General features: G+C 68.6%; 13 protein-coding genes and 1 rRNA gene. 11 read left to right on the top strand and 3 right to left on the bottom strand.

Annotation, left to right across the window (positions count from 1 at the left end):
- The 10 genes from rrf to AB0D27_RS38295 form a co-directional block, all read left to right on the top strand.
- Window positions 1–94: ribosomal RNA gene (gene rrf, locus AB0D27_RS38340) — 5S ribosomal RNA — on the top strand; the annotation flags it as partial.
- Window positions 95–172: 78 nt separating this feature from the next.
- Entirely contained in the window at window positions 173–817 is a 645-nt protein-coding gene (locus AB0D27_RS38335; protein ID WP_362518239.1) for an HAD family hydrolase, read from the top strand.
- 134 nt (window positions 818–951) lie between these two features.
- Window positions 952–1,665 (top strand): VC0807 family protein, encoded by a 714-nt coding sequence (locus AB0D27_RS38330; protein ID WP_362518236.1) that lies wholly within the window; start codon window positions 952–954, stop codon window positions 1,663–1,665.
- Window positions 1,666–1,761: 96 nt separating this feature from the next.
- Window positions 1,762–2,973: an MFS transporter gene (locus AB0D27_RS38325; RefSeq protein WP_362518233.1), complete on the top strand. Its 1,212-nt coding sequence runs from the start codon at window positions 1,762–1,764 to the stop codon at window positions 2,971–2,973.
- Complete coding sequence (locus AB0D27_RS38320; protein WP_362518230.1) at window positions 2,924–4,096, top strand: acetoin utilization protein AcuC; 1,173 nt, start codon at window positions 2,924–2,926, stop codon at window positions 4,094–4,096. The genes AB0D27_RS38325 and AB0D27_RS38320 overlap by 50 nt, the downstream gene beginning before the upstream one ends.
- A 90-nt stretch (window positions 4,097–4,186) precedes the next feature.
- Window positions 4,187–5,002: a phosphatase gene (locus AB0D27_RS38315; protein WP_362518227.1), complete on the top strand. Its 816-nt coding sequence runs from the start codon at window positions 4,187–4,189 to the stop codon at window positions 5,000–5,002.
- Window positions 5,003–5,131: 129 nt separating this feature from the next.
- Window positions 5,132–5,341, top strand: a complete 210-nt coding sequence (locus tag AB0D27_RS38310; RefSeq protein WP_093781815.1) for a helix-turn-helix domain-containing protein — start codon at window positions 5,132–5,134, stop codon at window positions 5,339–5,341.
- A 152-nt stretch (window positions 5,342–5,493) separates the two neighbouring features.
- A complete protein-coding gene (locus AB0D27_RS38305; protein ID WP_003948845.1) occupies window positions 5,494–5,592 on the top strand; it encodes an AURKAIP1/COX24 domain-containing protein in 99 nt (32 codons plus the stop codon).
- Window positions 5,593–5,852: 260 nt separating this feature from the next.
- On the top strand, window positions 5,853–6,914 hold the full coding sequence (locus tag AB0D27_RS38300) for an NAD-dependent epimerase/dehydratase family protein (protein ID WP_362518224.1): 1,062 nt from the start codon (window positions 5,853–5,855) through the stop codon (window positions 6,912–6,914).
- Between the two features lie 14 nt (window positions 6,915–6,928).
- Complete coding sequence (locus AB0D27_RS38295; protein WP_362518221.1) at window positions 6,929–7,978, top strand: lysophospholipid acyltransferase family protein; 1,050 nt, start codon at window positions 6,929–6,931, stop codon at window positions 7,976–7,978.
- 130 nt (window positions 7,979–8,108) lie between these two features.
- Here AB0D27_RS38295 and AB0D27_RS38290 read toward each other — a convergent pair whose 3' ends face one another.
- The 3 genes from AB0D27_RS38290 to AB0D27_RS38280 form a co-directional block, all read right to left on the bottom strand.
- Entirely contained in the window at window positions 8,109–9,329 is a 1,221-nt protein-coding gene (locus AB0D27_RS38290) for a DUF5667 domain-containing protein (RefSeq protein ID WP_362518217.1), read from the bottom strand.
- 256 nt (window positions 9,330–9,585) lie between these two features.
- Complete coding sequence (locus tag AB0D27_RS38285) at window positions 9,586–10,356, bottom strand: ECF subfamily RNA polymerase sigma factor, BldN family (RefSeq protein ID WP_362518214.1); 771 nt, start codon at window positions 10,354–10,356, stop codon at window positions 9,586–9,588.
- 460 nt (window positions 10,357–10,816) lie between these two features.
- Window positions 10,817–11,776, bottom strand: coding sequence for an HAD-IB family hydrolase (locus AB0D27_RS38280; RefSeq protein WP_362518211.1), 960 nt, complete (start codon window positions 11,774–11,776; stop codon window positions 10,817–10,819).
- Window positions 11,777–11,905: 129 nt separating this feature from the next.
- On the opposite strand from AB0D27_RS38280, the gene AB0D27_RS38275 reads away from it, so the two are divergent.
- Window positions 11,906–12,205 (top strand): glutaredoxin family protein, encoded by a 300-nt coding sequence (locus AB0D27_RS38275; RefSeq protein ID WP_362518208.1) that lies wholly within the window; start codon window positions 11,906–11,908, stop codon window positions 12,203–12,205.
- Window positions 12,206–12,490 lie beyond the last annotated feature (285 nt).

Below are 12,490 nucleotides of genomic sequence, written 5' to 3'. Positions count from 1 at the left end.
AACGCCCGGTTACATTCCGAACCCGGAAGCTAAGCCTCACAGCGCCGATGGTACTGCAGGGGGGACCCTGTGGGAGAGTAGGACGCCGCCGAACTCATTGTAGAGAAAACCCCCTTGCCATTCGGCAAGGGGGTTTTCTGCGTTTAGGGTCGCTTCGTTTTAAAGTTGCAGCATGCGCTATGACCTGGTCATCTTCGACAACGACGGCGTCCTCGTGGACAGCGAGCCGATTTCCAACACGCTGCTCGCCGCGTACCTCACCGAGCTGGGGCACCCCACGTCGTACGAGGAGTCCCTCCACGACTACATGGGCGCGGCCATGCACCGCGTACACGATGTGGTCGAGGAGCGGACCGGGCAGCGACTGCCTGCGGACTTCGACGATGTCTTCCACGCGCGCGTCTTCGCCGCATTCCAGCGGGAGTTGGAGCCGGTACCCGGTGCTGTGCAGGTCCTGGAGAAGCTCGCCGCGGACGGAGTGCCGTACTGCGTGGCCTCCTCCGGGAGTCATGAGCGGATCCGGGTGGGGCATCGGAAGACCGGGCTTGACCGGTGGTTCGACGAGGACCGGGTCTTCAGTTCGCAGGACGTGGGGCGGGGCAAGCCGGCGCCGGATCTCTTTCTGTACGCGGCCGAGCGGATGGGCGTACGGCCTCAGAAGTGTGTCGTGGTCGAGGACAGTCCGCTGGGGGTGCGGGCGGCCAACGCGGCGGGGATGGACGTCTACGGGTTCACGGCCATGACGCCCGCGGCCAGGCTCGTCGGTGCCACTCAACTCTTCTCAGATCTGGGGGAGTTGGCTGACCTGCTCGTATGACGGTCTCCTTGGCCTGGCACTGACATTTGTCATGCGGAGCTCCGGACGATCGTTTCTGTTGGCGGACGGGGTCCGACCGCGAAGCTGAGTACATCGCAACGGGACGTACACAGTGACGACGGAGGGACCCGATCATGAGCATTACCGCCACCGAGATCAGCACCGAAGCCACCAGCACGGACACCGCGGACAGCGCGGCCTCCGCCCGGCCCAGCTTCCTGCCGCTGATCCTGGACGTGGCTGTGCCGGTCGGGTCGTATTACCTGCTGAGGAACGGGTTCGGCATGAGCACCATGGCGGCGCTCGGCTGGAGCAGCGTGGTGCCCGCCCTGCGCACCGTGTGGAGTGTGGTGACGGAGCGCAAGGTGAACGCCCTGGCGGGGCTGATCCTCTTCGTCAACGTCGTCGGGCTGGCGCTCAGCCTGGTCGCCGGTGACCCGCGGCTGATGCTGGCCAAGGACAGCGGGGTCAGCAGCGCGGTCGGCATCGGGATCCTGGTGTCCGTGAAGCTCGGCAGGCCGATGATGACGCAGGCGATGAAGCCGTTCCTCGTCAAGGGTGACGTGGCCAAGGGTGCCGCGTGGGATCGGCTGATGGCCGGCTCCGAGCGGTTCCGGAAGGCCGAGCGGGTCTTCTCCCTCGTCTGGGGTGTGGCGCTGCTCGGTGAGTGCGTGGCGCGGGTCGTGGGCGCGTACACGCTGCCGATCGACACCATGGTCTGGCTCGGCACGGTCGTCATGGTGGGCGCGATGGCCCTGGCCTTCCTGCTCAGCGGGCGCCTGGCCGTCGTCCCGATGGAGAAGATGCTGGAGACCGAGCTCGCCGCCGAGGCCGAGACGCGCCGCTGAACGACGCCGGCTGAACGATCCACGCCGAAGAGCTGAGCAAAATTCATCTTCGGCTTGATCTACCCACCGGTAAGCCGGGGCCCTACGCTCGCCGCCATGACAGATGTGCTGCGGCGCGGTAGGGCCTCTTTGGCGTTCAGTTTCTTCGCTCAGGGCGCCACCTTCGCGCTGCTCGTGACGCGCATCCCGGCCATCCAGGACCGTTACGGGATATCCGACGCGCTGCTGCCGGCCTTCCTGGCGGCCGTGCCCATCCTCGCCGGCGTCGGCAGCGTGACGACGGAGCACCTGGTCAAGCGCGTCCGGCCCAGTCGGCTGCTGCGCTGGTCCCAGCCCGTCGTGCTGCTCGCGCTGCTCGGTGTAGGGGCCGGTGACCACCTCGTCGAGGTCGCGGTCGCGCTCGGCGCCTTCGGCCTCGCGGTCGGCGGACTCGACGCCTCCATGAACATGCTCGGGGTGAGCCTTCAGCGGACGTACGGGCGCAGCATCATGCTGGGTTTCCATGCCGCGTACAGCCTGGGCGGGATCATGGGCGCCTCGGTCGCGTGGGCGGGTGCGCACTGGCATCTGTCGCTGTTCGTGTCGTATCTGCCGGTCGTGCTGGTGCTGCTTCCGGCCACGTTCGTGGGGAGTCGGTGGTACGTCGACGGGGGCGCCCCCGTCGAGCAGGGTGGAGCGGGCAAGGCCGGGCCCGTCGTGTTCAAGCTGCTGCTGCCGCTCTGCCTGGTGATGACGTTCGCGTACATCGGGGACTCGACGGTCTCCAACTGGAGTGCGAAGTACCTCCAGGACGTGCTCGGCAGTTCGGAGCAGCTGGCGACCGTTCCGTACAACGTGTACATGGTGACGACGCTGCTGGGGCGGGCGATCGGGGACTTCGGGGTGCGGCGGTTCGGGGCCGTGGCCGTCGTACGGCTGGGGGCGGTGGTGGCGGCGCTCGGGTTCGCGGTGGTGGCGCTCGCGCCCGGAGCCTGGGTGGGCATGCTCGGGTTCACGCTGCTGGGCCTCGGGCTGTGCGTGATCGTGCCGCAGACCTTCGCGGCGGCCGGACGGCTCTTCCCCGGCGCGTCGGACACCGCCATCGCCCGGCTCAACATCTTCAACTACGTGGGGTTCCTGATCGGCTCGCCGCTGGTGGGGGCGCTGGGGGACGCCTGGAGCTACCGGGGTGCCATGCTCGTACCGATGGTGCTGGTCCTGGTGACCTTGGGGTACGCCAGGTCGTTCAATGCCGAACCGGACCGATACGGTGACGAGCATGAGCGGCCGCGCACAGCTGATGTGGGACGAGGCAGTAACGGGCTATGACTTCGGTCCGGATCATCCGATGGATCCGATCCGGCTGGCGCTGACCCGGCGACTGGTCGACGCCTTCGGGCTCGATCGCGAGGTCGACGTGGTCGCGGCCAAGCCGGCCGGGGACTCGACACTGCGGCTCGTGCACCGCGAGGACTACGTCGAGGCGGTCAAGGCCGCGTCCGCCGATCCGGAGGCCGCCGACACCGCGTACGGGCTCGGGACCATGGACGATCCCGCGTTCGCCGGAATGCACGAGGTGTCCGCGATGATCGCCGGGCAGTCCGTGGGGGCCGCCGAGGCGGTGTGGCGCGGGGACGCGCTGCACGCGGTGAACTTCGCGGGCGGGCTGCATCACGCGATGCCGGGGGGCGCGTCCGGGTTCTGTATCTACAACGACGCCTCGCTGGCCATCGCGCGGCTGCTCGAGCTGGGCGCCGAGCGGGTCGCGTACGTGGATGTGGACGTGCACCACGGGGACGGGGTCCAGGCGGCGTTCTGGGAGGATCCGCGGGTGCTGACGATCTCGTTGCACGAGCATCCTCGGACGCTGTTTCCGCAGACAGGGTGGCCGGAGGAGACGGGCGCCTCCAGCGCGGAGGGATCCGCCGTCAATGTGGCCCTGCCCGCCGGGACCGGGGATGCGGGGTGGCTGCGGGCCTTTCACTCCGTGGTGCCCGAGCTCATCGCCGACTTCCGGCCGCAGGTGCTCGTCACGCAGCACGGGGCCGATACGCACTTCGAGGATCCGCTCGCGCATCTGGCCGTGTCGCTCGACGCGCAGCGGGCTGTGCAGGTCGCCTGTCATGAGTTGGCGCACGAGTACGCGGACGGGCGGTGGGTCGCGCTGGGCGGGGGCGGCTACGCGGTGGTGGATGTGGTGCCGCGGTCCTGGACGCATCTTGTCGCCGTCGCGGCGGGGCGGCCCCTCGAGCCCGAGACGGTGATTCCCGAGAGCTGGCGGCAGGAAGTGTTCGCTCGTACGCGGCAGTTGGCGCCGGTGCGGATGACTGATGGACGGTGGCCGGTGTCCTGGAAGGGGTGGGAGTCCGGGTATGACCCGGCCGATCGGCTCGACCAGGCTGTGGTCGCTACTCGACGGGCCGTGTTTCCGCTGCGGGGGCTGTTGCCGTAGGGGCGGGCCAAAGATCTCCATTACGCCAACTGTGCGGCCTTTTCCGGATTTTCGGGGCTAACCTCCGGCAAATGCGTCAGCATCGCTGTCGTGTTGAGCACCGGAGCATTGCGTGCACACCTGCTGGCCGCCCGGTTGGCCGGGCCCGTGGCCACCTCACGCGAGGAGAGCCTGCGCAGCTATCGGCTCTTCGCCGCCCGTGATCCCCGTGTGCTGCTCGGGCTGGACCCCGAATACACCTGGCGGCAGCGCGACTTGATTGAGTTGATGGCCGACAAGTGCGGGGTCTCGGCCGATCCGTCGCACACCTCAGGGCATGATGTGATCGATCCTGAGCTGACGTTGGCGGCTCTCGACGCGTTCGCGGAACGGCTCGGGGAGGTCGCCCGCCGTCGCGAAACGGTCCTTCTCGGGACCGGTCACCCGCACCGGCTGCTCGGGTTCTACGCCGCGATCGCGGACGCCCTGTCGGCGGCGGGGTGTACCGTCCTCACCCCCGCGCAGGGTAGCTGTGTCGACATAACGACCCGGTTCGGACTACGCACGTACAACCTTGACTACGTACAAGGCGTCGCGCTGGTGCGCGAACCCGGCGTGCGGGCCACCGGTCGTGCGACCGGCGCACACACCCACTCACCGCTCCCGGTTCGGACCGTTCTGACCGCCGCGGCGGAGGGTGGCGGGCCGCTCCCGGACTTGGTGATCGGGGACCACGGCTGGGTCTGCGGAGCAGGTCAGCTGGGGTTTGAGGCGATGGGGCTGGCCGATACGGACGATCCTGCGCTCTTCGTCGGAGAGGCAGAGGGGCAGGTGTCCGTCGTCGTTCCGCTTGATGACGCTGTGCGGTCTGATTACTACCGACCGCTTACTCGCTATGTACTCAATCGAGCGTGTCTGTCACAGTAGGCGGCCGATGCCATCCCCTCTTCCCCACTCGCATCACCCGCCCCTACATTGGGGAGTGAGCACGCAACGACGAAGAGTCACCGGAAGGGGAAGCCGGTGGCCGTCGAGTGCGGAAGGTTCAGGTGTGTCATGGCTGCAGGCGAGAGGCCTCTGAACGAGGTTCAGTTCCTTACCGTGGCGGAAGTCGCCTCGGTGATGCGAGTGTCGAAGATGACCGTGTACCGCTTGGTGCACAGCGGTCATCTGCCGGCGATCCGGGTGGGGAGGTCCTTCCGGGTGCCGGAGCAAGCGGTTCACGAGTACCTCCGCGAGAGCTATGTGGGGGTGGAGACGGCCTGACGGAGTTCCGGGAGACCGTTCGAAGATCTCCCGGAACCCCTCGATTGCCCTCGATTACGCCCTCGGAGCTCGGACCGGTAGGCTGGCCCCTCATAGGTCGTGTGGGCCCATGCAGCCCAGCACCGAGTAAAGAGAAGTGAGCGAGGGTAGTCGTGGGCTCTGTTATCAAGAAGCGGCGCAAGCGGATGGCGAAGAAGAAGCACCGCAAGCTGCTCAAGCGCACTCGCGTTCAGCGTCGCAACAAGAAGTAAGCGGCGCCGCCAAGCGCGCACTGTGGCCCCCCGCCGACTGGTGGGGGGCCACAGTCGTATCCCGGCCGCATGAGTGTGCGTGCGCCTGTAGGCCGAATGGCTTGGTCTGATCGTACGTCTGTGGCTGTCGTCACTTCGTGCATCGGGCGGTCATCACAGCGCAACATCGACCCGCTAGGTTGGCGGCACACGGGGAACCCGGCAGGGTACGAGCGGAGCTACGTCCAGTTTCTGGAACTTCTGGAAGGAAGGCGCTGATCTTGGGGAAGGTCGTGCTCGTGACCGGAGTGGCCCGACAGCTGGGAGGCCGGTTCGTACGACGGATCCAGCGTGATCCGCAGGTCGACCGGGTCGTCGCCGTGGACGCCGTGCCGCCCGAGCACCATCTCGGCGGCGCCGACTTCGTGCAGGCCGACATCCGGCAGCCCACCATCGCGCGGGTGCTCGCCGAGCACTCCGTCGACACGGTCGTGCACATGGACGTGACGGGCACGGCGCTGGGCAGCGGCAGCCGGACCACGGTCAAGGAGACCAACGTCATCGGCACCATGCAGCTGCTGGGCGCCTGCCAGAAGTCGCCGACCGTGAAGCGGCTGGTCGTGAAGTCCAGTACGAACGTGTACGGGTCCGCGCCGCGTGATCCGGCCGTGTTCACCGAGACGACGCCGCCCAAGTCACTGCCCAGCGGCGGCTTCGCGAAGGACACGGTGGAGGTCGAGGGGTATGTGCGAGGGTTCGCGCGCCGGCGACCCGATGTCGCCGTGTGCGTGCTCCGGTTCGCGAACATCCTGGGGCCGAGCGCGGACTCGCCGCTCGCCTCGTACTTCTCGCTGCCGATGCTGCCGACCGTGTTCGGTTACGACCCGCGGCTGCAGTTCGTGCACGAGGACGACGTCATCGACGTACTGCGGCTCGCCTCGCACGAGCCCGAGCGCGGCACGCTCAACAGCGGCACGTTCAATATCGCGGGCGACGGTGTGCTGCTGCTCTCGCAGTGCGCGCGGCGCCTCGGCCGGCCCACGGTGCCGCTGCTGCTGCCCGCGCTCACCTGGGCGGGCACGGCGGTGCGTACCCTGGGCATGACGGACTTCTCGCCGGAGCAGCTGCGGCTGCTGACGCACGGCAGGGTCGTGGCGACGAACCAGATGCGCGAGACGCTGGGATACAAGCCGAAGTACACGACGGCGGAGACCTTCGCGGACTTCGCCCGCAGCCGGGGGCCCGGACTCCTGCCCCCCGAGGTCCTTGCGGGGGCCGTCGACCGGATCGCCGCGCTGCCCCCTCTGGGCGGCGGCCACCCCCCGACGCAGAGCGCCAACTGAGGAGCGCATCAACAATGGCGGACGCCAAAGTCATTCCGTTCGATGACGACCGGTCGCGCGCGGCCACGGCGCAGCGCCCGGCGCGCCGCCGGGCCGCCGGCAGCCGGCGCAAGGGCGAGCCCGGGGTGGTACGTGAGGTCCAGCCCCTGCCGAGGCGGGGCGCGGCGCAGGATGATGTTTCTGTGACCCGTGAGGAACAGCTGCCCCAGAAGCCGCAGGAGGGCGGAGGCCTGGAACGGCGCATCGCCGGCGGGCTGTCCTTCCTGCGCCGCCGGCTCACCGGGGACTACGAGATCGACGACTTCGGCTACGACGCCGAGCTCACCGACCAGGTCCTGATGTCCCTGATCCGGCCGCTGTACGAGAAGTACTTCCGGGTCGAGGTGAAGGGCATCGAGAACATCCCGTCCGAGGGCGGTGCCCTGATCGTCGCCAACCACTCGGGCACCCTCCCGCTGGACGGGCTGATGATGCAGGTCGCCGTCCACGACAACCACCCCGCGAACCGCCACCTGCGCCTGCTGGCGGCCGACCTGGTCTTCATGCTGCCGGTGGTCAACGAGCTGGCCCGCAAGGCCGGTCACACGCTCGCCTGCGCGGAGGACGCCGAACGGCTCCTGGAGCGCGGCGAACTGGTCGGCGTGATGCCGGAGGGCTTCAAGGGCATCGGCAAGCCCTTCAGCGAGCGCTACAAGCTCCAGCGCTTCGGCCGCGGCGGCTTCGTCTCCACCGCCCTGCGCCAGGGCACCCCGATCATCCCGTGCTCGATCGTCGGCGCGGAGGAGATCTACCCGATGATCGGCAACGCGAAGACCCTCGCGCGCTTGCTGGGTTTCCCGTACTTCCCGATCACGCCGACCTTCCCGTGGCTGGGCCCGCTCGGCGCGGTCCCCCTCCCCACCAAGTGGACGATCCAGTTCGGCGAGCCGATCCCCACGGACGGCTATCCGCCGGAGGCGGCCGAGGACCCGATGCTGATGTTCAACCTGACGGACCAGGTCCGGGAACAGATCCAGCACACGCTGTACAAGTTGCTGGTGCAGCGGAGGTCGGTGTTCTTCTGAGGGGGGTGCGCTGGCGCCTGCTGGAGGTTCTGGCGTCGGGGGTGCGCCCGCGTCTGCTGGGGGTTTTGACGGTGTGTACGGCGGTGGGGGTGCCCTTTCCCAGAAGGGCACCCCCACCGCCGTATCGGAGTTACTTCGTGTCCTCGCCGTCGATGCCCAGGCCTGGGAGGAGGCCCGGGAGCAGGGGCGGCAGGGTGACGTCCGGTGCGGCGGACGAGGTGGTCTTGCTGCTGGACGGGGATGTGCTGGTGTCGTCCTTGGGCGGGTCGAGGAGGCCGCCCGTGTTGCCGCCGAGGAGGCCTTCGCCGCTGCTGCCCGAGCTGGAGGGCTTGGGTTTGCCGCTGCTGTGACTGCCGGTGGCGGAGCCGCCGGCGCTGGGCACGGGACGGTCCGTGCCGGACGAGCCGGTGGACTCCGCGCTGCTGCCCCGGTGGCGGCCGGTGCCCTCCGGGGCGGGCGGCTGGGGCAGCAGCGAGCGCAGCGGGCCGACCTCTTCGTCTATGGCGTCGAAGACCGACGACACCTGGTCACTGACGTCACCGAGCTGGACCGGCAGCCGCTCGCGCAGTGCGCCCCAGGCCTGGCGGTGCGACTGGGAGAAGGCGGACAGGGCCTGGATGGGGCCCAGCGAGCCGTCCCGTTCATACGCCTCGTGCAGCAGGCGGTGGCCTTCCGAGGCGTCGTGCTGCATGCCCGACAGGACGCGGCGGATCTCGCCCAGCGACTCGTGGTCGAGGCGACCCGAGCGGCCGCGTTCCATCAGCCTGCGCGCCTCGTTCAGACGGGTGGACGCCTGGTCGAGATAGAGCTCGCCCCGGTGGCTGTCGCCGTGGGCCAGGTCCAGCTTGATGTCCTCCATGCCTCGCTTGAGCCCGTAGAGCGAGTCACCGGGCAGGGCGTCGGAGCTGGCGGCCGCCACACCGCCGAAGGCTCCCGCGGCCACACCGACGGTGAGCCCGCCCGCGGCGAGACTCTTCGACAGTCGGGAACGCGGTCGCAACTTCCCCAGGCCGTTCGCCCGGTGCGTGCCCCTGGCCCGAGGGGCACGCTGTTCGGGCACGGAAGGGCCCGAACCCTCGCCTCCGGCGGCGGTGCCTTCCAGCAGCATGGCCTCCATCGCGGCGACGAGCTGTGCCCGCTGCACGACTTTGACCTCGGGGTCCAGCTCCGGTTTGGGCAGCTCGCCGAGACCGGTGGCGAGGGCCAACAGCAGGCCCTGCTCGGTCTGTTCCGCAGCAGCCGGGGATGGTGCCGATCCATCGGGCTGCTCGGCCGCCGTGCCCTGGTCGGACTCCTCCAGGGCCTGGGCGAAGGCGTTCGCCCGCCGGTGTGCCGATACGTTCGCGATCACTGGCGGCACCTCCTCTCGTCAAGACGGTCGACTCCCCAGGGGGTCCTGAGGGTTGCACTCCCTGACCACATCCACACGATCGAGTGATCGGAGGTGGCCAGGGAGTGACCACAGGGAGCCTGTATCCCGCACAACGAGCGTCGCGGCACTTGGGTTACGGACGCCGGATGATCGGAAGCGAAGTCAACGGACTTTTACGGAAGGTGAGTTGAGCGTTGCTGAGCGTACGGAGGCGTTTTCGGGTTTTGTACGGGTATCAGCGCACGTCGTCCGGGAGGAGCCGGGCCAGGGTGCGTACGGCCCGGTATTGGAGGGTTTTGATGGCGCCCTCGTTCTTGCCCATCACGCGGGCGGTCTCGGCGACCGAGAGCCCCTGCAGGAAGCGCAGGGTGACGCACTCCTGCTGCTGGGGGTTGAGGCGTCGCACGGCGTCCAGCAGCGCCGCGTTCGAGAGGGACTCCAGGACGGAGTCCTCGGGGCTGCGCTCGACCTCGTTGGCGTCGAGCATCTCGCCGGTGGTCACCTCCAGCCGGAAGCGGCTGGACTTGAAGTGGTCGGCGACCAGGTTGCGGGCGATGGTGACCAGCCAGGCGCCGAAGTCGCGGCCCTGCCAGGTGAAGGTTCCGATGCGGCGCAGGGCGCGCAGGAACGTCTCGCTCGTGAGGTCTTCCGCGGTCGCCTTTCCGCCGACGCGGTAGTAGATGTAGCGATACACGGTGTCGCTGTACTGGTCGTAGAGCCGTCCGAAGGCGTCGGCCTCGCCGGCCTGGGCGCGCTCCACGAGGTCCATCATCCGGGCGCTGTCGCTGTCTGCGGCCGGGCGGCGTGCGGTGGTGGCGGAGCCTGAGCGGCTCCGCCTGCCGACGGCCGCGTTGCCGTCGGCCAGGGCGTAGCAGGGGCCGACGGGCGCGGGCGCGGCGAGGGCGGGGACGGCGTACGCGGTGGGGACGAAGCCGCGCAGACGGTCCAGGACCGTTGCGCGCAGCGTAGCCAGGCCCGAGGCGTCAACCCCGACGTGTGAGTACACGGGACTCCCAGAGGCAGAGCTTCCATCACGTGCAGTGCGGGACCGTTCACCCGACGTAGCGACGGATGGGTACCGGTTTGCGTCTGAGGAGAATAACGCTTAGTACAGGCAGTGCTACACCCAGTTGCTCAAATCACCGATTACGACGCTTCCGTTACTGATCGGCGTCTGTTCAAGTACCGCTTGGTGACCGGTTGTTGATCGGTTGGGTCCGCGTTCCGTCTGAGTGCAGGGCGTGTTGTGGCCATGTGCGGCTGAGGGGACTGGCGGAGGGCCGGTGCGGGTAGGACTGCGAGAATGCCGGGTTCCGGCCGTGGCGTGGGCATCCGGCGTAAGTGCCGGACCAGCGGGTTTCGCCACCTGCGCCCGTGCCCGTCCGGAATCCGGGGGCCGCGCCCCCAGACACTCCTGTCGCGCTTCGCGCTCGTGCTTGAACGCCGGACGGGCTGAAAAAGACCTGTCAGCGGCGGCGGCGGTGCAAGGCGATCGCTGCCGCTGTGCCGCCTGCCACCGCGCCGACGCCCGCGGCTGCCGGGATGCCGACCTTTGCCGCCTTCCGGGCCGTGCGGTAGTCGCGCAGGCGCCAGTCGAAGGTGCGGGCGTGTTTGCGGAGCTTGGTGTCGGGGTTGATGGCGTAGGGGTGGCCGACGAGGGAGAGCATCGGGATGTCGTTGTGGGAGTCGCTGTAGGCCGCGCAGCGGGAGAGGTCCAGGCACTCCGCCGCGGCCAGGGCGCGGACGGCCTCCGCCTTCGCCGGGCCGTGCAGCGGTTCGCCGACCAGCTTGCCGGTGTAGACGCCGTCGACCGACTCCGCGACCGTGCCCAGCGCTCCCGTCAGGCCGAGGCGGCGCGCGATCACCGTGGCGATCTCCACCGGGGCCGCCGTGACCAGCCACACCTTCTGGCCCGCGTCCAGGTGGGCCTGGGCGAGGGCGCGCGTTCCCGGCCAGATCCGCTCGGCCATGTACTCGTCGTAGATCTCCTCGCCGATCGACATCAGCTCCGAGACCCGGTGGCCCTTCACAATGGACAGCGCCGAGTCGCGCGCCTCCTGCATGTGCTCGGGGTCCTCGACGCCGGCCAGCCTGAACCAGGCCTGCTGCCAGGCGAATCGGGCGAGGTCGCGGGTCTCGAAGAACTTCCGCTTGTACAGGCCCCGGCCGAAGTGGAAGAGGGCGGCGCCCTGCATCACGGTGTTGTCGAGATCGAAGAACGCGGCGGCCTTCTCGTCGCCCAGCACCGGGAACTCCGGTTCCGGCGCGGCGGCGTCGGGCGCGAGTTCTGCCAGTTCTGCCAGTTCTTTCTGGTCCTGCAGTTCCTGCGAGGACTTGCGCGCTGCCTCCGCCGAGGCCTCGCCTGCCAACACGCTCCGCGCCGTGGCGGAGCGCCTACGGGGAGTGAGCCATCCGAGAGCGGCCATGTCGTGAGCATAGCCAGTCTGTTCGGTGGTTCCGGAGTCGACAGGATTCGGTGCTGTGAACTCTCCGCGACCGAGCCGTTAAAGAACTGATCCGGCGTCCGATACGCATGGTGCGCCGGCGGCGGGACAATGGCCGGTATGAGTCCCGTGTTCCGGCGCAGCGAGCGCCGCAAGGAGAGGAAGGCGCCCGGGGAGCGCCTGGTCACGCTGATCAGGAAGCCCGGGTGCCATCTGTGTGATGACGCACAGGAAGTGATCGAGAAGGTGTGTGCCGATCTCGGTGTTCCCTGGGAGAGGAAGGACATCACCGAGGACGAGGAACTGCACCGCGCGTACTGGGAGCAGATCCCCGTGGTGCTGGTCGACGGTGCCCAGCACACGTTCTGGCGTGTCGACGAGGCGCGCCTTCGCAAAGCCCTCACACAGTGAATTCCGTGAGGGGAACGCCACCCTTGACCTCTACGTGACCTGACTGGGTAGTCCAAGTGGTCCGGAAAGTCGCCTAGGATCGACGGCGATTGGTCTCGGGGGCGGGATTCGTTGAGGAGAGTGTGCGGTTTTGCCCCCTTCAGGTGCGGAACGAAGCTGCGTGCGCGCCAGTTCCATACGCGCGCGCCGGGCATGCGTGACCCCGGTCACGTTGGCCGGGCAAATCGGACACTATCTTTGTGCACGCGTTCACAAAGACATAGCCTGCATTCGACGGGGCGGTCT

The sequence above is a fragment of the Streptomyces sp. NPDC048415 genome, assembly GCF_040651675.1.
In the GTDB taxonomy this organism is placed as follows: domain Bacteria; phylum Actinomycetota; class Actinomycetes; order Streptomycetales; family Streptomycetaceae; genus Streptomyces.
Note: the sequence above shows the minus strand (reverse complement) of the source record. Positions and strands in the feature narration are given on the sequence as shown.